The organism is candidate division WOR-3 bacterium (assembly GCA_039801905.1).
In the GTDB taxonomy this organism is placed as follows: Bacteria; Hydrothermota; Tepidihabitantia; order Tepidihabitantales; family JBDRVQ01; genus JBDRVQ01.
Genome location: JBDRVQ010000008.1, coordinates 32,604 through 57,479, shown reverse-complemented (window position 1 = coordinate 57,479; position 24,876 = coordinate 32,604). Strand labels below are relative to the sequence as shown.

General features: G+C 43.2%; 20 protein-coding genes, 2 tRNA genes, 1 other RNA gene and 1 pseudogene. 6 read left to right on the top strand and 18 right to left on the bottom strand.

From position 1 onward, the window contains the following. From ABIL00_02685 to ABIL00_02650, 8 genes and pseudogenes are all read right to left on the bottom strand, one after another. On the bottom strand, positions 1-395 hold a 395-nt coding region (locus ABIL00_02685), incomplete at its 3' end, for a DUF366 family protein (protein MEO0109675.1). A gap of 45 nt (positions 396-440) precedes the next feature. Then, positions 441-953, bottom strand: coding sequence for a DUF4416 family protein (locus ABIL00_02680; GenBank protein MEO0109674.1), 513 nt, complete (start codon positions 951-953; stop codon positions 441-443). Next, positions 931-1,572, bottom strand: coding sequence for an SMC-Scp complex subunit ScpB (scpB, locus tag ABIL00_02675; protein ID MEO0109673.1), 642 nt, complete (start codon positions 1,570-1,572; stop codon positions 931-933). Before scpB ends, ABIL00_02680 begins: the two co-directional genes overlap by 23 nt. Beyond that, positions 1,569-2,777, bottom strand: a complete 1,209-nt coding sequence (locus ABIL00_02670) for an aspartate kinase (GenBank protein MEO0109672.1) — start codon at positions 2,775-2,777, stop codon at positions 1,569-1,571. The genes scpB and ABIL00_02670 overlap by 4 nt, the downstream gene beginning before the upstream one ends. Beyond that, positions 2,774-3,910 carry an aminotransferase class I/II-fold pyridoxal phosphate-dependent enzyme gene (locus ABIL00_02665; GenBank protein ID MEO0109671.1) on the bottom strand — a complete coding sequence of 379 codons (1,137 nt, stop codon included), beginning with the start codon at positions 3,908-3,910 and terminating at the stop codon, positions 2,774-2,776. The genes ABIL00_02670 and ABIL00_02665 overlap by 4 nt, the downstream gene beginning before the upstream one ends. Positions 3,911-4,106: 196 nt before the next feature. Further along, a tRNA-OTHER gene (locus ABIL00_02660) sits at positions 4,107-4,188 on the bottom strand. Positions 4,189-4,226: 38 nt separating this feature from the next. Then, positions 4,227-4,316 (bottom strand) — tRNA-Ser (locus ABIL00_02655). Positions 4,317-4,368: 52 nt separating this feature from the next. Beyond that, positions 4,369-4,557: pseudogene (locus ABIL00_02650) on the bottom strand (GIY-YIG nuclease family protein). A gap of 232 nt (positions 4,558-4,789) precedes the next feature. On the opposite strand from ABIL00_02650, the gene ABIL00_02645 reads away from it, so the two are divergent. After that, entirely contained in the window at positions 4,790-7,819 is a 3,030-nt protein-coding gene (locus ABIL00_02645; protein ID MEO0109670.1) for a M14 family zinc carboxypeptidase, read from the top strand. A 35-nt stretch (positions 7,820-7,854) separates the two neighbouring features. Here ABIL00_02645 and ABIL00_02640 read toward each other — a convergent pair whose 3' ends face one another. The 6 genes from ABIL00_02640 to ABIL00_02615 all read right to left on the bottom strand — a co-directional run bounded on the left by ABIL00_02640 (position 7,855) and on the right by ABIL00_02615 (position 13,853). Continuing rightward, positions 7,855-9,258 carry an ATP-binding protein gene (locus ABIL00_02640; GenBank protein ID MEO0109669.1) on the bottom strand — a complete coding sequence of 468 codons (1,404 nt, stop codon included), beginning with the start codon at positions 9,256-9,258 and terminating at the stop codon, positions 7,855-7,857. 187 nt (positions 9,259-9,445) lie between these two features. Continuing rightward, positions 9,446-10,027 carry a recombination mediator RecR gene (recR, locus tag ABIL00_02635; protein ID MEO0109668.1) on the bottom strand — a complete coding sequence of 194 codons (582 nt, stop codon included), beginning with the start codon at positions 10,025-10,027 and terminating at the stop codon, positions 9,446-9,448. Continuing rightward, on the bottom strand, positions 10,027-11,115 hold the full coding sequence (gene dnaX, locus ABIL00_02630; protein ID MEO0109667.1) for a DNA polymerase III subunit gamma/tau: 1,089 nt from the start codon (positions 11,113-11,115) through the stop codon (positions 10,027-10,029). The genes recR and dnaX overlap by 1 nt, the downstream gene beginning before the upstream one ends. A 23-nt stretch (positions 11,116-11,138) precedes the next feature. Next, an RNA gene (gene ffs / locus ABIL00_02625) (signal recognition particle sRNA large type) lies at positions 11,139-11,399 on the bottom strand. A gap of 7 nt (positions 11,400-11,406) precedes the next feature. Next, positions 11,407-12,384 carry an ABC transporter substrate-binding protein gene (locus ABIL00_02620; protein MEO0109666.1) on the bottom strand — a complete coding sequence of 326 codons (978 nt, stop codon included), beginning with the start codon at positions 12,382-12,384 and terminating at the stop codon, positions 11,407-11,409. After that, complete coding sequence (locus ABIL00_02615) at positions 12,381-13,853, bottom strand: tetratricopeptide repeat protein (GenBank protein ID MEO0109665.1); 1,473 nt, start codon at positions 13,851-13,853, stop codon at positions 12,381-12,383. The genes ABIL00_02620 and ABIL00_02615 overlap by 4 nt, the downstream gene beginning before the upstream one ends. Positions 13,854-13,955: 102 nt before the next feature. Here ABIL00_02615 and ABIL00_02610 point away from each other — a divergent pair, with 102 nt between their 5' ends. Further along, the gene (locus ABIL00_02610; GenBank protein MEO0109664.1) at positions 13,956-14,432 is read left to right on the top strand and encodes a hypothetical protein; all 477 of its coding nucleotides are present in this window, start codon (positions 13,956-13,958) and stop codon (positions 14,430-14,432) included. Next, a complete protein-coding gene (locus ABIL00_02605; protein MEO0109663.1) occupies positions 14,314-15,171 on the top strand; it encodes a hypothetical protein in 858 nt (285 codons plus the stop codon). Before ABIL00_02610 ends, ABIL00_02605 begins: the two co-directional genes overlap by 119 nt. A 413-nt stretch (positions 15,172-15,584) precedes the next feature. On the opposite strand, the gene ABIL00_02600 is transcribed toward ABIL00_02605, so the two are convergent. Then, a complete protein-coding gene (locus tag ABIL00_02600; GenBank protein MEO0109662.1) occupies positions 15,585-16,028 on the bottom strand; it encodes a T9SS type A sorting domain-containing protein in 444 nt (147 codons plus the stop codon). A 145-nt stretch (positions 16,029-16,173) separates the two neighbouring features. Between ABIL00_02600 and ABIL00_02595 the strand changes: the two genes are divergently transcribed. From ABIL00_02595 to ABIL00_02585, 3 genes are all read left to right on the top strand, one after another. Next, positions 16,174-19,170 (top strand): M14 family zinc carboxypeptidase, encoded by a 2,997-nt coding sequence (locus ABIL00_02595; protein ID MEO0109661.1) that lies wholly within the window; start codon positions 16,174-16,176, stop codon positions 19,168-19,170. Between the two features lie 230 nt (positions 19,171-19,400). Next, a complete protein-coding gene (locus tag ABIL00_02590; GenBank protein MEO0109660.1) occupies positions 19,401-20,912 on the top strand; it encodes a tetratricopeptide repeat protein in 1,512 nt (503 codons plus the stop codon). Continuing rightward, a complete protein-coding gene (locus ABIL00_02585; protein ID MEO0109659.1) occupies positions 20,909-21,547 on the top strand; it encodes a prolyl oligopeptidase family serine peptidase in 639 nt (212 codons plus the stop codon). Before ABIL00_02590 ends, ABIL00_02585 begins: the two co-directional genes overlap by 4 nt. A gap of 42 nt (positions 21,548-21,589) precedes the next feature. Here the strand turns inward: ABIL00_02585 and ABIL00_02580 are convergent, their stop codons facing one another. From ABIL00_02580 to ABIL00_02570, 3 genes are read right to left on the bottom strand one after another with little or no spacing between them, the layout of a single operon-like run. Beyond that, positions 21,590-22,360 carry a class I SAM-dependent methyltransferase gene (locus ABIL00_02580; protein MEO0109658.1) on the bottom strand — a complete coding sequence of 257 codons (771 nt, stop codon included), beginning with the start codon at positions 22,358-22,360 and terminating at the stop codon, positions 21,590-21,592. A gap of 3 nt (positions 22,361-22,363) precedes the next feature. Then, positions 22,364-23,722, bottom strand: coding sequence for an MFS transporter (locus ABIL00_02575; GenBank protein MEO0109657.1), 1,359 nt, complete (start codon positions 23,720-23,722; stop codon positions 22,364-22,366). 10 nt (positions 23,723-23,732) lie between these two features. Next, on the bottom strand, positions 23,733-24,860 hold the full coding sequence (locus ABIL00_02570) for a glycosyltransferase family 4 protein (protein MEO0109656.1): 1,128 nt from the start codon (positions 24,858-24,860) through the stop codon (positions 23,733-23,735). Between the last annotated feature and the right edge of the window lie 16 nt (positions 24,861-24,876).

The window sequence follows — 24,876 nt, the reverse complement described above, 5'->3', positions numbered from 1 at the left end:
ATGAGGGAAGAGACCGGTGAGGAAGAAGCGAGTGAGAAACCGATTCGGGAATCGTTTTCAAAGAGTTCGGTGCCCACCCTTTTTATTATATGTCTCTCCAACTTCTCATTCACTAAATCCTTTATGATATTTAAGAGGAGGAAAGAGCGGAGGATCGCTTTCTCCATATCCACCTCAAAGTGTTCTGCCAAAAAGTGGAGCATCCTGGGACAGGAGAAAGTTTTCTTACCGCTCTTTGCCAGTTCCAAATCCACAATCTCCTTTAAGGAGACATCACAAGCGCCGATGAAGGCGATAATGGAATCGCCTAAGAGGTTAAAGTTATTGTAGGCGAAGAGGCTTGAGAACTGCTCGCCGGTAAAATTCAAATCCTCTTTAATGAACTTAGAACGCACCTTATTTATTATAGATAAATTTTTGCCAATGGCAAGTCTCTATTTTCATTTTTCCCCAACCAGTTTTTCTCTCACCTTTTGGAAGAAATTTAAGGCGGTATCGGTCCGATAATCCGGATAGGTCCAAGGAAGTGGTTCAAAATTTCCCTTCCGGTAGATAAGGGTCACCTCACAGAAAAGCCCATCGCCCAGATAGATGCGATGCGCATAATTTTTGTGTGTTAGAAGGCAGAGGTTAGAGAGGGTAAGAATCCCCGGATCAAGATTGAAAATCCTCCCCCCTTTCTCATTTAGATATCGCCTCTCCACTTCCAACGTCTTCACCTTCAACTCCTTCATTCTCTCCGCGGGAATCACCTTCTGGAAAGAGACCCAAAGACGGAATAGTTCTTTTCCCATCTCTTTTTCGTAATAGTCGGTGAAGGAGAAAGGGATAATTTCACTTTCTAAATCTATCTCCCCCCAATCCCTCTTCAATTCCTTAAATACTTCCCCAACCGCTCCCATCTCTTTGCTCAAAATCCCCAAAACGATTTTAGCGGGTAGGAAAATCTTCACTATCACTCCCCTCTTTTTTCTCCTCGGAGGGAGCCGCGGATTGGAAAAAACTATCTAACTCTTCGGCACTCGGCAGATCCTCTATTTTAGAAAGGCCAAAATACTTCAAGAACTCCTTGGTCGTCTTATAGAGAAAGGGGGCACCCAACTTCTTTGCCCGACCGGCAATTTTTATCAATTTCCGCTCTAAGAGGTAGTGGAGGGTGGAAGTGGAGTCAACCCCCCGGATCTTTTCAATCTCCGGTTTGGTGATTGGCTGTTTGAAGGCGATAATGGCTAAAATCTCCCTTGCCGCCTTTGACAATTTCGGTCTTTTGGGGGTAAAGAATAATTTAATCCATTCCGCATACTCGGGTAGGGTATAGAGTTGATAACCAGCGACAATTTTATGAATGCGGAAGGAGTGACCATCCCTCTCGTATTCCCAATTCAATTCCTCAACGATCCGTTCTACTTCCTTCTCGCTCATTTTTAAGGTGAGGGCAAGCCTCCTCGGACTTATCGGCTCGTGGGCGCAGAAGAGAATCGCCTCCAAAATCCTCTTACTATCCCTTCGGAAGACTTTCTCAAATCTTTCCTTTATCGTTAAAAACTCTTGCAGCAATTGGAGGGTCTTCACCTTCTGGTAAGATGAAAATCCCTTAAAAGTCTCTTAACACCCTTCTTCACTTCTTTCTCTTTCAGATAAAGGGTGATGTTAGTGGTGCCGGTGGCTAAGGCATCAATATGAATCCTTTCCTTCTTCAAAGAGGTAAAGACCTTTTTTAAGATCTCTGGGTCAATGCCGACATTCGGTCCGATTAAAGAGATGGAACCAATCCCCGTTTGCCGCTCCAAACCTTCTGCCTTTATCTTCTCCTTGAGGGTAAGGAATAAATCTTGGGCTCGCTTCGCCTCCTCCCCCTTTAAGATGAAGGAGAGGTCAAAGCGATTCTGATGGGGAATACCGTGGAAGAAGAAAAGGAAGGGGATCCTCTCTTCCGCCAGAGTGGCCACCACCTGCGAGAGGCATTGGGCAACTTTGGGCACGGAAACAAAGGTGAAGCGCACCAGATCGGTGCGGTGAGTTAATGCCTTGATAAATGCCTTCTCTACCCCTTCCGTTTGTCTCTTAATCATTGTTCCTCCCGAATCCTTTAAGGAGCGAACTAAGAGTTTCACATTATACTTATTGGCTAAAGCCAAAGCCCGGGGATGGATTACTTCCGAACCCGAGGCGGTTAACTCCAAACCTTCCTCATAAGTGAGTTCTTTCAACCTTTTCAAATTAAAAAATTCCTTGGGGTCTTCGGTGTAGATACCTGAGAATTTCTTATAAAATTCACAAACCTGTGCCTTTAAGAAATGGGCGAGGGCAACCGCGGTAATATCCGAACCACCGCGCCCTAAGGTTGTAATCTCTTTATTGTAAGATACCCCTTGAAAACCACAGACAATCGGCACCATCTTTTTCCTTAAAACCATCTTTAACCGACCACCCTTAATCTCAGAGATTCGGGCATCGGTATGATAGGTATCAGTGATTATTCCCACCTGAGAACCGGTGAAAGAGAGTGCCGGCACTTTCCTCTTCGCTAAGGCAATCGCCAAGAGGGCAGCGGAAATCCGCTCGCCAACGGTGATGAGCATATCCAATTCTCGGGTTGGCGGCTTCTCATTTAAGGCGAAGGCATCTTTTAAGAGTTGGTCAGTAGTCTCACCCATCGCCGAGACGACAATACATAAATCTTTAACTTTTTTCCTTCTCTTGGCGATATATTCGGCAACCTCTTCTATCTTTTTTAAGGAGGATAGGCTATCACCCCCAAATTTTAAGACAATCATCTCTTTTTTAGGCGCCGGAGTGCTTCCTCTATCTCCTCTTCTTTCACGGTGAGGGAGAAACGGAGATAACCCTCCCCAAATTTACCAAAGCCACTACCCGGGGCACAGAGGATGCCATAATTTTTTAATAAGTTGGTGGCGAAGGTGAGGGAATCTTCTTTACTAGGCACTTTGAGCCAGAGGTAGAATGTTGCCTTGGGCATCTTTGCCTCCCAACCCAAATCTTTTAGACCGGAGACAAAAAGGGAGAGACGCCTCTCATAAATTTTTCTCATCCTTTGGGCGTAGGTTTCGCTCTTATTGAGAGCAAAAATTGCTGCCTCTTGAACCGCATTAAAAGGACCAGTATCAACATTCTGTTTGAGGCGCAAAAGGGCGGAGATAATCTCCGAGTTGCCCACCACAAAACCGAGCCGCCAGCCAGGCATATTGAAGGTCTTAGAGAGAGAGTGGAATTCAATCGCCCTCTCCTTTGCCCCTTTGATTTGGAGAAGAGAAGGCGGGGGTTCTTGAAAATAGATTTCCGAATAGACATTATCATTAAAGAGAAAGAAATCTTCCTTTTGTGCCCAAGAGATGACCTCTTCATAGAATTTCTGATCGGCAAATGCCCCGGTTGGGTTATTGGGATAGTTGAGGCAGAGGAGTTTTATCTTACTCCCCTTTAATTTTTCTAACTCCGGCAGAAAATTATTCTCCTCCCTTAAAGGAAGAAATTTTACTTGGGCACCAGCCAAAATCGGTTGATTCCGGTAAATAGGAAAATACGGGTCGCAGATTGCCACCCGCTCACCCGGACCGACTAATGCCCAGAAGAGATGGGCAATCCCTTCCTTTGAACCAATCAGCATGCAGACCTCTTTTTCCGGGTCTAAAAAGACTCCAAACCTTCTCTTATACCATTGGGCAACCGCTTCTCGGGCTTTTAAGAGTCCTTCATAATTGGGATAGCGATGATTCTCTACCTTTGCCAATGCCTTGATTAAGCGATTGATAATCCCTTTTGGGGGTGGTAGATCCGGATTCCCTTCCCCAAAATCAATGAGTTTTTCCCCTTTATAATTTTTCTTTAATTCATAAAGAACCTTAAAAGGATAAGGGGGTAATTTGGTAAGTCTCTTAGCAATTAGCATAGCCTATCTTGGAAAATACGGGTTTTTTTCCCGCAAGAGGGGTGAAAACCCCTATTGTTAGCGATAGCGGTGCGAAAGCACGGCGGGGTTTGGGGAAAATGGATTTTCCCCAATGGGGTGACAGGAAAAAAACCAAGGGTTTTTTTTCCGCAAGAGGGGTGAAAACCCCTATTGAGCGGGGTTTGGGGAAAATCCACGGAGAGGGTGGGATTCGAACCCACGGTAGGGCTTTTGGCCCTACACACGATTTCTCCGCCTCTTTGAGGCGAGACCTCGCCAAAGGCGGGCAGTCGTGCTCCTTCTTAAACATATTAAACGGAGAGGGTGGGATTCGAACCCACGGTAGGGCTTTTGGCCCTACACACGATTTCCAGTCGTGCTCCTTCGACCACTCGGACACCTCTCCAGTTCTCTACGATTTCTTTGATTCTTTTTCTTCCAGCAAAACTTTTATAATATCTTTCTCTCTTGCGGGCTTCTTGATAGGTACCAACCTCTTCTTGGTACACCACTTTCCAAGGAAGATATTTCCTGGTTGATTTCACTCTTCCCGCATTATGCATCGCTAATCTTTTCGCCACATCTTGGCTACAGCCAACATAAGTTCTTCCACTAAAATTACTAATCAAAATATAAACACTCCACATAATTTACCCACGATTTCTCCGCCTCTTTGAGGCGAGACCTCGCCGAAGGCGGGCAGTCGTGCTCCTTCGACCACTCGGACACCTCTCCCAAATTAGAAAAATTTAGAAACGGCATCTCGCCAAAATCACCTTTAAGAATAAGAGAAAAATTTTCCTTGTCAATCTCCTTACTTGCTTTTTTGTAATTTCGCTTTATATTTATAATTATGAATTTTTTTAGCGGGAGGTTAGTATGAAAAGATTTTTCTTTATTTTTCTTCTCCTAATCTTCCAATTCTCTTGGGCGGAGAAGGAAAAGTTGATTAAGGTCTCAATCCCTTCCCCCAGAGAAAAGATTAAAGAATTGATGGATAAAGGGCTTTATATCTACGAAGTGGGTTCTGATTATCTCATCGGCGCAATTGGCGAAGATAAGTTTTCTGATTTCGCTAAAAGTTATCCAACGGAAGTTCTCATTTCGGATATGGGAGAGTATCACGCCCGGCAGGCACCAGGAGTAAATTTTGGTCGATTCCATTCTTACCAGGAGATTGTTGATACTTTTAACATCATCGCCTTAAATAATCCAAATTTGGTCCGCTTAGATACGATTGGCCGTTCGGTTCAGAATCGGGTTTTATTGGCGATGAAAATTACCGATAATGCCGGAGTTGACGAACACGAACCAAGAATCCTTTGGGATGCCACAACCCACGGTAATGAGAATATCGGTACTGAGGTTTGCCTATATTTAGTCCGGCACCTCTTATTAAATTACGGGGTTGACCCTTTGATTACCAATTTGGTGAATACGAGGGAAATCTGGATTATCCCGATTGTCAATCCGGATGGGATGGTGGCAAGAAGCAGAGGTAATGCCAACGGTGTTGACCTAAACCGAGATTACGGCTATCTCTGGGATACCGGTTGGGGAAGCCCGGCTCCTTTTTCCCAACCAGAGATTCTGGCAATCAGAAACTTCACCCAAAGGGCACCATTTGTCATTTATACTACTTACCATTCCGGAACCGAAGCCGCGATGTGGCCCTGGGGATATTCCACCAATGCCCCTTATGACAGTATCTTTATGGCTTTTCTCTGTCAGAGGTACAGTTCTTATACTGGCTATCCCGCCTTTCAAATCTGCCGGGGGTTATATGAGACCCACGGTTGTTCCTCGGATTATGCCTACGGCGCGGAAGGTATGTTCTGTTTGGCGGTTGAGTTGTGCTCACCCCATGTTCCAGATACCTCCCGCATTGATACCATCTGCCGAAAGAATTTAAGCGCCAACTTAGAAATATTGAGAAGATGTGCCTATGGTCTTCGGGGTCGGGTCTATGACTCTCTAACCAATCAACCGGTCAAGGCGATTGTCATCACTGACCCACCAAACTTCCCAATCTATACCGATAGTAACGGTTATTACTTCCGTTATCTCCATCAAGGTAGTTATACGGTCCGGGTTGTCGCTAATGGTTATCGGGAAAAAATTATCTCCGGCGTGAATGTGCCGGCGGATACCTATGCCATCTTAGATATCCCCTTATTCCCTGATACGACAATCCCCATCTTTGCCTACAAATGCGTCTCCTGTAATATTGAAGACCCATCTAACCATTCCAATACTTCCCTAACTGCCTTCTCCTTAGGGAGAAGGGATAACCGGCGTCTTTCCTTAGGGGTTGGTGGTTGGGCGGTCTTTGATATGCAGAATTTAATCATCAATGGTCCGGGTAGTGATTTCACAATCTTTGAAGAAGACACTGACCCAGAAGGTTGCTCGGTCTTTGTCTCAATGAACTGGAATGGACCTTGGTCTTTCTGCGGGGTTGATACCGGAACCTCTTCTTTTGATTTATCAAGAGCCGGACAAGGAAGCGCCCGCTACATTAAAATTGTTGATGACGGTGATGGCACAAACGGACCAACTGGTGGTTTTGAGATTGATGCGATTGAAGGGGTGATTACCAATGCCCCAGCCCTTATCTTCCAGGATAAAATTATCTATGACTCTTCGGGTAATAATAACCAACGTTTAGACCCGGGGGAGACAGTAAGTCTGGTTGTCATCTTAAAGAATATGGGAAGAGTCTCTGCCAATAATGTCTCAGGGATTTTAAGAACCCAAGATTCGTATCTCACAATCTCCGATTCTTTTGGCGCCTTTGGTAATATTCCACCAGATTCCCAAAGGGGAAATTATGGAGATAAGTTTATCCTCTCCGCCAATCCTCAGACACCGAGGGGAAGGGTTATCAGTTTTTCCCTTTACCTTTCCGGGACCGGTTATACCGATAGTTTGAGATTTAATTTAGAAGTTGGCGAAATCACGATTACCGACCCAATTCCTGATGGTGAGCCAGCGATCTACTGGGCATATGACAATATTGATACCCTCTATCGCCAACATCCAAAATACCGTTGGATTGAATTGCGCAACCGAGGAACCCAACTCCCGATCACCTCGGATGACCAGACAATAAGAATTCCTTTACCCTTTGTCTTTAAGTATTATGGGCAGAGATTTGCCGAATCGCTTTCTATCTGCGGTAACGGTTGGATTATGCCGGGAAGGACAACCTCCACTGCTTATTCCAACCAGCAACTCCCGGACCCAACCTCTACCAATCCCCATTCTATGATCTGTATCAACTGGGATGACTTATATCCACCTTATGGTAATAGAATTTGGTATCTCTACGAACCAGACTCCCATAGATTTATTATTGAATGGGATTCGGTTCACTATTTCAGTCCTAATAGCCAATGGGATAAGTTTGAGATAATCGTCTATGATACGACCATTCCCACGCCGACCGGTGATAACCGAATTGTCTTCCAGTATTATTCAAGTAATAACTATGTCTCCAATACTGTTGGTATTGAGAATAATACCTCCACTCGTGGTATCTGCGGGCTTTACAACGGTACCTACCATCGGGCACAGGCACCTTTAGTTTCGGGCAGGGCAATCTCTTTTGAGACCGGAGAACCACAAGTCGGTATTTGGGAAAAAGAGGTCTCTTATCGGAATCCGATAGATGAATCTTTCCGGATTTATCCGACAATTCTCAAAGGAAATTTGGAGATTGCCTATCTCCTAAAACACAAGGAAAATAAGAAGGCGATTCTTTACGATGCACTAGGGAAAAGGGTGAAAGAGTTTCTCTTGAAACCGGAATTTCGGTCTTTAGCGCTGAAGAATCTCCCTTCCGGCATTTACTTCTTAAATCTGGAAGAGAAAGAAAAGGATGCTTACAAGATAATTATCTTAAAATGAGATTCAAATAGACAAGAGAAGACTATTATTGCCCTTTAAAATCCAATCCTTTCTCGGTTTGAAAATGTCCCTTTCAGTTCTTCTGCGGCGGCTTGGATTAAATCTGCCATTTTGATTTCTCTATTTTCTTGGGCGCATCTCATTACGCTCTTGATTACCGCATTTTTGATTTTACCCCCGGGCAACGGATAATCACTCAATTCTTCAAAGGAAACATCCCGGCTCAATTGGGGACAATCTTTTAAGAAGAGTTGCCAGATTTTTATCCTCATCTCCTTAGGAGGCAAATCAAACTTCAACTTCAATAAAATCCGCCTCTCAAATGCCTTATCAATTACTACCTCCCGATTGGTTGTTAAGACGATAATCCCGGAGAAATCTTCCAGTTTCTGCATTAAGAGGTTGGTCATTAGATTGTGCATCCGCTCTACGGAACGACCTTCGTTAAACCTTTCGGCAAAAAGGGAGTCGGCTTCGTCAAATAGAAGGAGACAATCCTTTCTCTTCGCTTCGGCAAAGAGCCTGAGGATATTCTTTTCCGATTCCCCAACCCAACAATCATAGATTTGGGCGTAGTTGGCAATTCCAATCTTTTTATTGAGATGTTTGGCGATTGCCTCACTGGTTGCGGTCTTGCCCGTGCCGGATGGACCATAGAAAAGTATCACCACCGGTTGACAATAAGGAATCTTCTCTTTTAGCCCGTATCTTTCGTAGACCTTTTCTCCATTTTCGTATTGCCAAAGGGCATTATCAATCTTTTCTTTTACTTCTCGGGGTAAAACCAAATGGTTAAAGGAAATCTCGGGTTCCCGGATGATGAGTAAAGATTCTTTAGGTCTCTCTTTTTCTAAATCCTCCAATTCTCGCCAATTTTCCACCCCAGCAATCTGATAGAAGATCTCCTCAGTGAGGGAGAAGGATTCCTCAAAGAGCATCCTTTTCTCTTCCCAAGAGTAGCGGTCGGTTTCTAATTTAATTAAACCATTTCCTCGCAACTTCCCCTTTGGGGAAAGGATTTCTATTTTATTTAATGGGTTCTCGCGAAAGGAGACAAGACGGAGTAAGGTTAGTCCTTCTATCTTTTTATCACGGTGTCCTTCATTAAACCGAGCAAAGAAAAGGAAAGCCAAGATTAACCACTCCTCTTTGCTCAATCCGTATTGGGTGCGAATTTGCTCTAAGGGGATAATAAAATTTTCCTCTTTTGCCCTTTCTTTAACCTCTTCAATCTTTCCTTCTACTCTTCTCATCTCAGTCTCTATCGCCGGAGGTAAAGTTTCTGATAATGAGCGGTAGAAAAATCTTTGGTCCGGTATCTCCATCGGCACCGGATAATCAAACTTCTTCCGCCGGAATTTAAGTGAGGAATTGAGCAAAAGGTAGCAGTATCTATTAACTGCCTCCAGATACTGACTATTTATATCTCTTCTACCCATAAGGCCTCCTAATATAATAATACTGATAAGACAATAAATTTTTAAGAGAAATTTTAATTTTTTTCTAAAATTATATTTTTATAAGTCATTTAAATTGAATATCTTATAAAATAATTAAAGATTTTTTATCTCTTTCTTATAAAGATCATTGTCTTACTAATAACTTATTTTTTAAAACAACTTTTTATTAAATCTCTTTCCGCCCCTCTAAGGCTTGAGAGATGGTAATACTATCTGCCAATTCTAAGTGAGCACCAAAGGGGATACCCCGAGCGATCCGGGTGAGTTTAACCCCAAACGGCTTCAAGAGTTTTGCCAAATGGAGGGCGGTCAATTCCCCTTCGGTCGTGGGATTGGTGGCGATGATCACCTCTTTAATCTTATCCCTTTTCACCCTCTCCTCCAATTCCTTTAACCGTAAAGCCCTTTTTGTCCCTTCATCTTTTATCACGCCACCCAAAACAAAATAGAGCCCCTTATATGAATGGGTATTTTCTATGGCATACAAGTCAGAAGCATCTTCAACCACACAGAGGGTATCCCTCTCCCTCTTTGGGTCTTCACAGATTTCGCATCTCTCTCTGGTGGTGATATTAAAACAGAGGGGGCAGGGCTTTACCAATTGCCGCCAGAGGACAATAGCAGAGGAAAGTTCTTTAACCTTTCCCTCATCCATCTTTAAGATGAAAAAGGCAATCCGCTCCGCGGTTTTTCTTCCAATCCCTGGAAATTGGGAGAGAAGGGTAATAATCTTTTTTAACTCCTCCATTAAAGGTTAGGTCTGATCTTTAAGGAGATGACCTCTAAGAGAATTTCCGGAAAGAAGGTGCGCCGCATCATCTCTTCGGAATCTAAGAGAAGGGAGAGGATGCGTGTGATCTCATCCAGAGGAAGAAGATCGGCACACCTTTGAAACTTTTGGTAATCTTCCACAGAGAGACCTAAGGTCTTTGCCGGAAGTTCATTTTTAACTAAAAGGAGGGTGCGGAAAAATCTTATGATACCGGAGTAAAATTCTATCGGGTCATAAGCGGCTTCGGAAAGTTTGGAGAGGAAGGAGAAGAGGGATTTAACCTCTCCCTTTTTTAGAATATTAAAATAGGAGAAGTAGGTCTCTTCGGGAATGATATCCAATATCTCTTCCACCAGTTTCCCGGTAATCATCTTATCCGAATAGGCGGCGATCTGGTCTAAAAGTACTTCCCCGTCTCTGATCGCTCCATCACTCCTTCGGGCGATGAGATAAAGGGCGGATTCTTCAATCTTTATCCCTTCCTTCTCCGCAATCCTCTTCAGACGGTTGACAATCTCCCCTACTTCTGCCTTCCGGAAATCAAACCTTTGGCACCGCGAGAGGATGGTCTCCGGTAATTTATGGGGAGCAGTGGTGGCAAAGATGAATTTCACATGGGGTGGTGGCTCTTCTAAGGTTTTTAGTAAGGCATTGAAAGCCTCTTTCGTGAGCATATGGACTTCGTCAATGATATAAATCTTATACCGGGAAAAGACCGGAGCGTATTTCACATTCTCCCGAAGGTTTCTGATATCGTCAATCTGCCGATTGGAAGCCCCGTCAATTTCTAAGACATCAATACTACGGGAGTTTTTGATATCTTCACAGGGTGGGCATTTCCCACAAGGATTTACTGTTGGTCCGTTCCCGGCGGTGCAGTTGAGGCAACGGGCTAAGACCCGAGCGGTTGTGGTCTTTCCCACCCCTCGGGGACCGCAGAAGAGATAGGCATTAGCAATTTTATTGTTCTCAATCGCCTTTTTTAAGGTATTTTTGATATGCTCCTGCCCTTCAATCTCATCAAAAGTCTGAGGGCGATATTTGAGGGAGAGAATCTTATGCATCTCCCACTTCCCTTTTTGAGCGGCCATGCAACAGGTTGGAAGGTAAATAAAGAGTGAGAAAAAGGCATCGGCTCGGGCCAGGCAACCTAACAACTAACCCTTTTCCCTTTACCGTTGCTACCTTCCGGTCCTGGCGGGGTTCAGGGCAAGGATTATTGTTAGACCCAACCTTCATCGCCTACTTCCTTTTCCTCTCTCTCTTTATTTACCCCCGCGCCTGTCCTTCAGCCCCGCATCAGGCGGATTTCGGGAAGAGGAGACCGCCAGCCTCCCGCTTAGCATGACCGCTCTCTATGGTTGTAAATCAATCGGGGCACAAAGAAGGTTTTCTGCCTTTAACTCCTCTATCCCCGCCCGATTGATAATTCCCCTTTCAGCCAGATTTAAGAGATACGCTTGAATCTGGGGTTTATTTATTCCCGCCAGTTTCTCCACCTCGGGAAGGTTAAAATCAGCAGCGAGTTCTGGGTCTAAACCCCACCTCTTAATTAAAACTGCCCGGGCATTTTGGGGTTCTTTATCCAAGAGACTTATCGCCATATCCGTCGCAATCTTCAAACGAACCGCCACCTTCCGCTTCTCCTTTAAGAGCAGGGGATTTAAGACATAGGCGTATCCGGGAAAGGGGGCAAGGAAAGTTTTGGGTAGGGGACCGTCTAAGAGAACTACCATCCCCTCTTTTTTCAATTGGGTACGGTAAGGTTCTAAGACCAAGGCGCAATCCAATTCCCCATTTTTTAACTTCTGAACGATCTCCTTTTCGGGTATTTCGGAAAGAATTAAATCCTTAGGCGAGGTTTGATTCTCGGTAAGAATTACCTGCACCAAATCAAGAAAACCGGGGGGCAGACCAAACTTCTTCCCTTTCAAACCTTTTAAGGAAGTAATCTTTGAATTGGGATGGGTAAAGATGGCATCAACCGGTATTCCCGTCCGAAGATTTAACGAGATGAACGCCTTAACCGTCTCCCCACTAGCCACAACCCTTTTTAAGACTGTTGACCAGGGAAGGATAGCAAAATCAATCTTTTGGTCGAGGAGTTGAGAATAGATTTCTTCTGGCGAATCAAGGAAGATGTATTCCGGAATTAACTTCTGTTCTTTAAGAAAAGCCTTCTCTTCGGCAAAAAAGATGACTAAGGAAGCGAGCGAACCGTCAATTCCCATCTTCACCGTCTGAACCTTACTCTCCTGATATTGAGGGTAAAGGAGGATATACAAAAGAAGACCAATAAGAAGAACAATCAAGATATTTAAGAGTGTTTTCATTTACTTCCCCTTTTCTTTTTAATTTCCTCCATTTTGAGATACATCTTTTCCGCCATTTTTTTATCCCCCTTCTCCCGGTAGGCAACCACCAGATTTTGATAGGCGTCAACATTTTCTGGGTTTATGGTAATAACCTTCTGAAAAGCGGAGATGGCTTTGTCGTAATTCTCTTTCAGCTTTCGCAAATCCGCCACCCGGACATAGGAGGCACCCAATAAGAGATAGAGATTTTCCATCGTCTTTGGTTCAAAGGGTGAGAGGAAGGGAGAGAGGGTATCAAAGAGGTAAAGATAAGCAAAGTTCCCTTCCTTAATCTGAGAAGCGATTTCTGAAGGTAAGGGGATGGCAATTTTCCCAGCCTCTGTTTTCAAAAGGGAGGAAATCTCTTCCTTCACCTTTTCCGGGAGTTGGGTAAGATAAACCCCGTTCTCCACCAATTCCTTAAATAAGATAACCGCCTCCTCAACCTTCTCCTTGCCTAAGGAATATTTAACAAATCCCAAGTTATACTTCGCATCTAAATCCTGCGGATTATTAACCAATACCGCGGTGAAAGCACTCTCCGCCTTTAAGAGATAACCCCACTTCATACTTTCGGGTAGGGCACTGCTCTTTTGGAGATAGGAACTCCCGATTCGGAAATCAACAAAATTCTTCTCTAACACTATATTGTAAAGCTCTAAGGTGAGCCGGGCGATGGTACTCAATTTTGGTTTTAGCCGTAAAGAGTCCTCCACATAAGAACGGAATTTATCCACTTCCTTGCCCTTCTGATAAGAGATTAATTTCTCAATCACCGTTTCCGCATCTGCCCTCTTTATCTCCTTTTTTAAATCCTCTCTGTATTCAGCAATTTTCTTCTCATAAAGATTACTCGCTCTCTGATAGGTAATCGCTGCGCTATCCCAACTATTAATCGCAAAGAAATAAATGCCGAGGATATTATATCCCTGGGGAGAGAGGGAATCCCCCTTCACCAACCTTTTTCCCAAGTTATGGAGTTCCTGGAGTTTATTCAATTGGGAATAAACCTGAGCCAAAAGGGTATAGCCAAGAGGATGGGTTTCGTCAATCCTAATACTCATCTCGGCATAGGGAAGGGCATTTTCGTAATCATTTTCTAAGATGAGCCTTTGGGTTTTCTGAGATAAGGCACTCCAAACTGCCAATCTCTTATCCTCTTCCTTTCTTATCTGGTTGATGAGAGTAGTATCTATCTTGATCGCTTCTAAGAAATGGACCGCGGCGGTAGAGGCATCTCCCAATTGGAAAAGTGCCAGACCGAGCCAGAGATGGGCTTCTTCCGAATTTGGCCTCTCCTTTAAGGCGAGTTCAAATTGCTCCTTTGCCCTTTCGTATCTTCCTTCGCGATAATGGATTTTTCCCCCGTTCATCCGTGCCGCAAACGGCACTTGGCTAAATAAAAAGAAGGGAAAGAAAATTAAGAAAATTTTCATTCTTCGTTCCATAAGAATTCCCTTTATCAATAAATTTCCCTTATTTTACCAAACTTCTGATAAAAGTCAACCGTGGAGATTTGACAAAAACGATAATCAGTATATAGTTCAAGTATGAAGAAAGGTTGGGTGGTGATTTTGGTCTTGATTATTATTATCTCCTTATATTTCCTTATCAGTCTCCTCTTTGACTACCAAATTAAAACGACGCTTAACGCCCTGGAAAAAGAAGGTTATCCAAAATCAATAAAGGAAATCGCCCCGAAACGCACCCAAGAGAGTGAAGAGGCAAAAGAGATATTAAGCCTCGCCCATTCGGAGTTGAAAAATAGAGAGGAGATAAGACTGGCTGATAGTATTGAATATGAAGAAAACCCGCGCCTATTCCGAAAAGTGGCTGGCGATAATATAAAGGCGATTGGTCTATTATTAAAGGCAGCGGAATATCCTCATTTCTATTTTGGCATTGATTATGAGAAAGGGTTCCGAACCGAAATTGACGAACTCGCCATCTCCCCCCCATTTCCCTTCTCTTTTAAGGATTTATGCGAAAAAAATCTCCGAGGAAGGGAAGAGCGATTCTGCCCTTAAAATCTTGGGAAAAGCCTTAAAACTTGCCTCAATGGTAAAGGAACCCTATCTCATTTATCATTTATACAAAGTGAGGAGTCTAAGAAAGACATTAAAGGTAATCCAGGAGTTTTCCCGTAAAGGAGATCTTAATACCCTGAAAGATTTGGTGAATACGATTGAAAACCTAAAAATGAGAGAAGAGATGAGGGAGGCGCTGATTGGACAAATGCTTTCCAATAATATCTCCCTCTCCCAATCCGAAAACTTTTCTGAATATCTTCCCAAGAAAAGATTTTTTTTCTTCCTCCTCAACCTTTTACCGATAAGGAGGTATATTCAACTAAAGACCCTCCAACTGATGAAACGGGAGATTGAGATTGTTAGAGATCCCTACTTTATGGGAAGAGAGGCTTGTGACCATCTCCCAAAAGAGATAGAAAAGATGGGGATTTTTAAGCCTTTGATAATAAATTTTGTTCCCAACCCAAAAATTTTCTATCTAAATACTGAATCCTTTGAAGCGGAGAAGGAGATTACCATTCTCGGGTTAAAGATTTTTATCCATAAGAGAAAAACCGGCAAATTGCCCAAAGAGTTAAAAGAAGTTACCGATAAGGTTCTTCTTGACCCATTTACGGGAAAAGGGTATATCTATAAAGTTCTTCCGGAGGGGGTTCTAATTTATAGCGTAGGCAAAGATGGCATTGATGACAATGGAGAAATAAATAAGGATATCGTCTGGAAGATAGGAATATAGTTGGTCATTACAAGAAGAGTTTTGAAACGGAGACCAAGCGAAAAACCGGGCAGTTGACAAACTCTTATAACTACTTTATAATAGAACAAACTCAATAATTATTTAACCTACCTTTCCGAAAAAAGGAGGGGTATTTTTTTATAAAATGGGGTGTAGCATACAGGGGATGGTATCGGGGATTTAATAGAAGAGATAATAGAAGTTCTAAGAAAAGGCTTAATTTCGGATTTAATTGGAGATTTAATAAAGGGTTTAATTAAAAATTTAATAAATAGTCTAAAAGATGGTATAAAGAGAAGGATAAATAGAAGCCTAAATTAGGGTATAATCCCAAGCCTAATCAAAGGCTTAATCCAAAGCCTAAATGGGAGCCTAATTCGGCTAGGAGAAAAAGTTAACCTCTTCCTAAGTCCCTACTTTATCTTTATTATTTTTCTCCTCTCTTCCTTTCCCTCAGAAGAAATAGAAAGGAAGTAAATACCCGGAGGTAACTTTTCGGTCTCTTTAATTTTTCTCTCCGAACCAGTCACCTCCTTTTCTAAGACCAATTTCCCATATAGATTATAAAGTTTAACTTTTATTGGCTGATTAGAACTTAAAATAATTCCTTCCTTGGAGAAGGTGAAAGATTTTGGGGATCTTGATTTTTCTCCTATCCCCAGTGTTGGCTCAAGGCTTATCACAATAAAATCAACCCAGGTAGAGGTGCCTCTACTCTCCCCAGCCGCATAAATATTGCCATCAGAACCATAAACCAAACACTGTGCTACATCTACGGGAGACCCATCATATCGGTAAATCCATCTCACATTCTGGGTAAAAAGAAAAATTGGCAATAAAGTCATCACTAAATTCATCTCTTTAATTATCCACCAAATAAAGTTTTTGTCAAAATGGAGGAAAGGGACAATAGATTTCCTTAAAGGCAGGATAATAATATTTATGGTTGACCTAATAGATTTTTAATATAAAATAGTCATATTATAAATGGCGGAGGATTTTATGTTTAAGAGAACTTTTTTCTTTTCTCTCTTCCTTTTCCTTACTTCTTGGGCAGGCACTCATTATGATTTATTAAAGATAACTCCCATACCTAAGGATAAAATCTCGGCATTGGAAGATTTAGGCTGTATCATCAACGGTCCTCATAATAACGCCCTTTTAGTTGAAGTCCCAATCGGAAAAGAGAAAGAGTTAGAAAAGATGGGTTTAACCTATGAGGTCTTAATCCCCGATGTCACCTCTTTTTATGAGAAGAACTTCTCTGATGCCCGTTATCACACCTATCAGGAATTTCTTGATACCTTAGCTATCATCGCCACCAATAATCCCAATATCTGTAAGTTGGAAACCTTAGGCATTTCCGCTGGTGGCCGGCGGATTGTTGCCTTAAAGATTACCGATAATCCAACCCAAGAGGAGAACGAACCGGAAATTTTATTTGAAGGCAATACCCACGGTGATGAAAAGATCGGCTCCGAGGTCCCCTTCAACTTCATTCTGAGATTGGTCAGAAATTATGGTGTTGACCCCTTAATTACCAATCTTATCAATACCCGAGAAATCTGGGTCTCACCGGTTGTCAATCCGGATGGCCATATCTCTAATACCCGGGGAAATGCCAACGGTGTTGACTTAAATCGGGACTACGGCTATGTCTGGGATGGAGAAGGCTCTTCCCCTAATGCCTTTTCTCAACCCGAAACCAAGGCATTTCGGAACTTGGCTTTAAGAAATAATTTTTATCACTGGACCAGTTTCCACGCTGGCACCTATTTCATCTCTTATTCCTGGAGTTATTCGCCATTCCAACCAAGAGACTCTTTAGCCTTAAAATATCTGGGACAGAACTATCACAATTTCACCGGTTATCCCTATGCTCAGGGTTATCATGGAATGTATGAGATTCATGGTTCTTCAAAAGATTTCGCCTATGGTGCCTTAGGTGCCACCTCCTGGTCGGTTGAGATTTGTATCATTAAGACCCCACCCGCAGATTCTATTGACCCAATCTCCAACCGGGAGATTCCAGCGATGCTCTATATGTGCCAGATGGCAAAAAGGGGAATTGAAGGAGTAGTCTATGACTCCCTAACCGGTCATCCCTTAAAGGCGATGGTCATCCCCCTACCCATAGATTGGCCCTCTTATACCGATTCCCTTTTAGGTGATTTCCACCGTTTCCTTTTACCCGGTACCTATTCTTTAAGAGTTGTCTGTCCTGGTTATCAGACGAAGACAATTACCAATATCACTGTCCCTTCGGACACTTCGGTTTTTGTCAATATCCCCTTAGTCCCGGATACTACTTCCCCAATTGCCGGATTTTTCTGTCCGATGTGCCGATTAAAAGATGGTAATGTCATCTCTTCTTTCACCAATCTCTCCTTGGAGAGAAGGGATGGTAGGAGGTTGTCAATCGGCGTCGCGGGCTGGACAATAGTTGATATGGGAAAGATAATCACTAATGGACCGGGAAACGACTTCACGGTTTATGAGGATGACCCTGACCCCGAAGGTTATCGGGTTGAGGTCTCAATGAATATGGATGGACCTTGGACATCCCTTGGCTCCGATACCGGAACTAGTGGTTTTGACCTAGCACGCGGTGGGGTATCTTCCTGTCGGTACATCAGAATCATTGATGATGGCGATGGCACAAGTAATCCCACTGCTGGTTTTGACTTAGATGCGATTGAGGCGGTTGTTGCCAATCTACCTTCTCTCACCCTAAGCACTGTTCAAATCCTGGACCCACCCCCGGGGAATAATAACGGTCGGCTTGACCCTGGAGAGCGGGTCGGTTTAATTCTTTCGGTTGCCAACCTGGGAAGGTTAAGTGCGGATTCGGTTTATGGCTTTATCAAAGAGAATGACCCTTATATTGAACTTATTGATTCTCTTGCCTTCTTCGGCACAATCCCCCCGGAAAGTATCAGAAGGAATCTTGATTCTCTTATTTTATTTGCCCAACCCAATACGCCCCGGGGCAGAAGGGTTGATTTCCTACTAAAATTTATCGGTCGGAACTACACCGATTCTCTCACCTTCTCTTTAACTGTGGGCGAGATTACCTCCTCCGACCCAATCCCGGATTCTATCTTTCGGTATTGGGCTTATGATAATACCGATACCTTATATCCAGAATGTCCGGTCTATAGTTGGCTTGAGATTCGGGGAGTGGGCATAAGACTACCAATAAATTCTGATGACCAGACGATAAGGATTAAATTGCCCTTTGTCTTTAAGTATTATGGTCAGAGATATGTAGACTCTTTATCAATCTGTTCTAATGGCTGGATTGCTCCGGGCCGGACAACTTCCACTACTTATACCAATCAACCATTACCCGACCCCACTTCCACCAACCCCAGTGCGATGATTTGCCTAAACTGGGATGACCTAGTCCCTTCCTCTGCCCCTTATGGCATTCACTATCTTTATGATTCCTTAAATCACCGAATGATTATTGAATATGACAGTATCCGGTATTTCTCTCCCTCCACTTCCTGGGAGAGATTTGAAATTATCATCTATGATACCACCTTTACCACCCCAACCGGTGATAATCTCTTTATCGTCCAGTACGCGACCGGTAATTATTTCCAATCTTCAACCGTTGGCATAGAAGACCCAACCAATCAGATTGGGATTTGCTATCTTTATAATAATACTTACCACCGCGGTGCGGCACCGATTATTTCCCAAAGGGCAATAAAATATACCACCCAGGGTGTCACCGGGATTACTACTTCTCCTCTTGCCGAGAAAAAATCACCTCTTCAAATCTATCCCAATCCTTTCACTGCCAACCTTACCCTTCGCCTCCCCTCTTTCCTTATCAACCAACCGGTAAGTATCTACACCATTGACGGAAGGCTCCTCACTTCTTTTTATCCCGAAAGAGAAGAGATAACCTGGAATGGTAAATCCTTACCCAAGGGTGTTTATTTAGTGAAAATTGGGAAGAGAACATTAAAGGCGGTAAAGATAAGATAAAACCGAAGGGCTTTCTTTTTCCTTTAAGATTTTCTCCCTATCTTCTTATTCTCCTTTCGGGTTTAATCTATCTCCCAACATTAAAATATAATTTCGTCTGGGATGATTATCTCTTAATCGTTGAGAATGAAGACCTAAAAAATTCCCCTCTTCCCCTCTTCACCCAGAGTTTCACCAATTGGGCAGCAAAGAAAGGGATTGTCCCCCACTCTTATTACCGACCCTTAGTGATGCTCACTTTCTTCTTAGAAAGAAGACTCTTCGGTCTTATCCCCAGTTTTTACCATTTAACGAATATCCTCTTAAACCTCATCACCATTTTTCTTGCCTTCTTCCTCTTTTCTCAATTCCTTCCTCTTCTCCCCGCCTTCTTTGCCACCCTCTTCTTTTCCCTCCATCCCACCCACTTAGAATCGGTCGCCTTTATTTCCGGTCGCACTGATATTTTAATGACCATCTTCCTCTTAATCGCCTTTCTCTCCCTTCTTGCCTACAAGAAAAGGAGAAAAAGTATTTTTCTATTTACCACTTCTCTTTTCTTCTTCCTTGCCTTACTGGCGAAAGAGAATGCCCTATTCTTCCCCCTTCTTTTTCTTATTTTGTTTCCCAAGAGAGAATGGCAAAGAGAGAAAATTTTCCTTCTTTCCCTTTTCTCCCTTACCTTAATCTATCTCATCATTCGCTTCTTGGTCCTGAAAGGTTTCTCTACTCCCTGGAGCGGGGTTAGTTTCCAAGAGAGATTTTTCTTATTTCTCAATGGTTTCGGTCGTTATTCCTTCCTTGCCTTCTTCCCCTTTCTTCATAAACTGACCTATTCCGATATTGCTGACTTTACCAAAATTGGCTTTCCTACCTTCTTTGCTCTATTCTCTCTCTTTATCCTTCTCTTTTTCGGATTGAAATCTTCTCTTGCCAAAAGGACCGGTGCTATAATCTTTCTTTTTTCCCTTCTCCCTGCCTGTAATCTCTTCCCGCCTGGTGCCTCCTACCTCTCCGAAAGATTACTCTATTTGCCAACCCTTGGTCTTTCCCTTTTTCTCTTCTCTTTTTGGAACTTCCCAAAAAGGAGTTTCCTTATGCCCTTCATTCTCTTTTATCTCGGGGCGATGGCTCTTAACCTCTGGTCGCGCCTACCAATTTATCAAGACGACTTTACCTTAATGGCGGTGATGGCAAAGGAAGATCCGAAAAATTATCTCCCCCATATCCAACTGGGCGGCAAATATCTCAAAGAGGGAAAATTGGATGAAGCGATTGCCGAGTTTAAAAAGGCGGTAGAATTAAAACCAAATGATGCCGAAGGTTATGGCCGTTTGGGAAATGCCTTATTAGAGAAGGGAAGGATAAGAGAAGCGATTCAAGAATACGAGAAGGCGGTGCGTCTAAAACCGACGGATGCCATTATGCATAACAATTTAGGAGTTGCCTATCAAGAATTGGGAGATTTAATTAAGGCGGAATCCTGTTTTCGCCGGGCACTTGCCTTAAAGCCAGACCTCTCCCTTGCCCTTAATAACTTAGGAGAAATCTTCTTAAAGCAAAATAAAATTGACAGTGCGCTTATCCAATTTCAAAAGGCATTAAAAAGTGACCCGAATTATACCCTTGCCCATTATAACCTTGGTCTTGCCTATCACCGCTTGGGGGATTTTGCCCGGGCGGAATCTTCTTATCAAAGGGCACTGAAGATAATGCCCGATTTCTTACCGGCGATAAACGCCCTAAAGGAGATTAAGAGATGAAGCAAACCTTTTTATTTTTAGCCATCTTCTTTCTCAACTCCTTTGCCCAGAAGATTCACTGCGATTCTGATTCCGATTGCTTCTATCTGCCCAAGAAGGCAAAGGGAAAGTCTCCTGCCTTAATCTATCTTAGTTGCACCGGGGCAACCGAAAAGGATATGAGAGAGATGAAAAAGGTTGGTGATAGCCTCGGTTGGGTTCTCGCTACTTGCCACAAGGCAAAAAAAAGAAGGGACTTTTGGTTAAATGATAAGGATATAACGAAGACCTATGAGAAATTGATAAAAAATTATCCGGTTGATTCCTCCCGGGTCTTCCTCTACGGCTTTTCCGCAATGGGCGTTCAGGCGCTTTTAACTTTATTCCTCCATCCGGAAAAATTTCGGGGGGTTATTTCCGTGTGTGCCCATTCCCAAGCCCTGCCCTTTGCCCGCTGGCAGAGATTAAAAGATAAACTAATCTATCTTATCTCTCGGGAAAAAGATTGGAACCTTTCCGAGAATCGTTATCTCCATAAAGTCTTTCAAGAAAATGGTCTGCGTGATACCTTAGTCATTACCCCGGGGGAACATAACATTGGCGATATTAAAGAACTCTTAAAGGCAGCAGTTTGGCTAAATAAAAATTCCCGTTAACTAAAAGACCTCCTAATTAGTAAAACTTCTCTCTTTTTGAGATTAATCTCTTATCGCCACCGCCATCACCCGGGCGGTCTCAGAAGAAGGCTTTCGAAAAGTGAGGTGATGATAGAATTTTATTTCGGAGAAACCAGCTGCTTTTAGTTCCTCGGCAATCTCTTCCAATTCGTAACCCCGTTCCCGATGAATCTCCTCAAAGTCATAAAGGAAGTCGCCATTCAAACTCTTGACCCAACATCTGAGGTAAAGGGTAGAAATCCTTTTTCCCTTATCGTATTCGTTTCGCCAAAAGGTTAAAAGTTCTTTACTCTCCCGCCAGAAGGATTGATTATCCCAAATCTTTTCCAGAGAGAAGATGGTATTCATATCAAAGGTGAAAATCCCCCCCTCGTTTAAGGAGTGGAAAACAGATTGGAAGCATCCCCGCAAATCTTCCTCGGTGAGGAGATAGTTTAGGGAATCATAAAAAGAGGTGCAGGCATCAAACCGGTCTGGCAGAGAGAAATTTTTCATATCCCCCAACACTATCTTTAAACTTCCCGTTAATCCCTTATCTTTCGTCTTCTCCCGAAAGACCGCCAACATCTCCGGAGAAGAATCCAAACCGGTGACCAAAAACCCTTTTTTTGCTAAAAGGAGGGAAGGGATACCGGTGCCACAGGCAAGATCTAAAACACTCCTCACCGCTTTTCCCTCCCTCTGCCAAATTTTTATCGTGTAATTCACCCAGCGCTCGTAATCAACCAGTTCTTTCATAAAACTGTCATAGTAGAAGGCAAATTTTTCAAAAGGGCGCAATCCCTTCCCCATTTATCACCCTTTCTGTATTTCGCCGCTTGGTTTTTTGAGTAAGGGAAGTAAGAGAAAACAGAAAAAAATAACTATAAGACCTACGACTAAAAGCAAATCCCTTTTGGCAAAGAAGGTGGTTAACTGCCCAAAGATGAAGGCAAAGAGACCAAAAAAGAAGTGCAAAATCCATTCCCGGGTGGAAAAGATCCGACCGCGGATTTCTTTAGGCACACTCTCCTGCAGAATCGTATCCCAGGCGATAAGGATGGGAGAGAGGAAAATTCCGCCTAAAAAAAAGAAGAGGAAAGGTAGGAAGACCGAACGGGTGAGAGAAGAGAGGATAGCAATCACCCCTAAAAAGAAGAGGCAAATCACCACAATAATTCGCTTACTAATTTTATGCCCTAAAATGCCATAGGAGAGGGAACTGATAATTAACCCAATTGAACCAACTGCCCCCAGAAAACCAACCCCCCTCGTCCCTAAACCCAAACCCAATTCTTTACCAATTCTTAAATTGGGCGGAGGTAAGGTTTGAACGATTGGTATGTAAAGAACAAAGACGCCCGCTCCCAATAAGACAAAAGTTAATACGGAAAGGAAGGTGAAGGTGACCGGAGGAAAGGAGAAGATTAATTTATAGGTCTCTTTCAGATTAAGAAATAGTTTCTCTATATTACTACCCGCCATTGCCAAAAGGTTTTTCCCTTTGAGAAAGAGACTCTCCTTCTTCTTTTCCCGGATTAAGAGATAGCGCCGGAAGATATAGATCAGAGAGAAGGCTGAGACCCAATAACTAAAAGAATCAATATAGAAACCGGCACTCCAAGGATAGCGGATCCCAATCTTCCGCCAGAATTCAAGGTCCACAATCACCCCTCCCAAAAGGACGCCCAAAAAAGTAGCAATCCGACCGATGAGGGAAATGAAGGAATTGGCAGCCAAAAGCCGCCGGGGCGAAACTAAGGTGGGAATAACCGCTAAACGGGCGGTATTGAAGAAAAGGCCAAAGAGAAAAATTAAAAAGGCGATGAGATAAACTAAAAAGAGACTCCCCACCTCTAAGACCACAAGGGGAATGAGAAGAACTAAAAAAGCCCGGATGAGATCACAGATGACCAATACTTTCCTCTTATCCCAGCGGTCAACGAGAACGCCCGCGAAGTTACCAAAAAGGATGGTGGGTAGGGTAATGGCGACCGAGAGATAAGAGATCCCCCTGGCGGTATCCCAATTGTATTTCTGAGACAAAAAGGCAATGAGAGCCAGAAGTGCCATATAATCAAGTTTATCACCAAAAAGGGAAAAAGCCTGAGAGAAAGCAAAGATTAAAAAGTTTCTTATCTTAAAGAGATTTAAAAATTCGCCCTTCCTTTCCAAAATTTAGGTTTTACCCTCTCAAAAGCTTCTTGTAGAATTCTTCCACTTTCTTCCCAATATTCTCCCAGGAATAAGTTAAAGCCTTCCTCCTTCCCGCCTCTCCCATTTCCCTTCTTTTCTCTTCATCTTGACAAATCCTAATTATCGCCTCCGCAATCGCTTTCGGCGAACGGGGTGGGACTAAAAAACCATCTTCCCCATCACTAACCACCTCTTGGTAACCCGGGATATTAGAGGCCACTACTGGTTTACCGCAAGCCATCGCCTCCAGAAGGATTATGCCGAAACTTTCGCAGTCTACTGAGGGTGCACAAAAGATATCGCAGGTGGCGTAGTAAGAAGGGATATCCTGAGGATTGATAACCCCTAAGAACTTGACATTTTTTTGGACGCTTTCGTCAATATATTCTTTGTAAGAGTAACCAAAAAGACCCGCCCCGATAACCAAAAGGAGGCAATTCGGAAAGACCTTTTTTACTAAGGGGAGGGCTTGGAGTAGATATTTTAAGCCTTTTTTTGGCTCAAAACGTCCGACAAATAAAATCCGGGGAAAGTGATTTAAAAATTGGGATAAAGGCGGAACCTCGGGAGAGAATTGATTTGGATCAATGGCATTCGGAATGACACAGTACTCACCAGGAAAGTAACGGCGGGTCGCCCTCACTGCCGCCTGGGAAACCGCAATTACCCCATCCAATTTCTTAAAGTAAGGCAGGAGAAAAGGACGAAAGAAGGCATAACCCTTACTCCGCCGATAATAGGAATGGAGGGTGATTAAATTTTTCGCTTGGGAATGGCGTAAAGCCAAAATGGGTAAGGTGGGGGCTAAAGAACCATGGATATGAACGATGTCAAAGCCATAAGAGAGAACCTTTTTTACTTCTTTTCCCAAACGAAAGCCAAAGCAGACGGAAGCCCAAGATTTATTCGAACGGATCACCAGCGCCCGCCCAACCCGATAGACATCCTCTTCATCAGGTAGGTATTTAACACCGTCAAGAATTCTCGTCGAATAATTGGTCGTCAAAATCTTCACCTCGTGTCCAAATTTTTTTAGTTCCCGCGAGAGGTTATAGATGTGAACCGGAATGCCACCAATGTGAGGGAAATAGACATCCGAGACCATTAAGATGCGCATCTTTTAAGCACGAGGA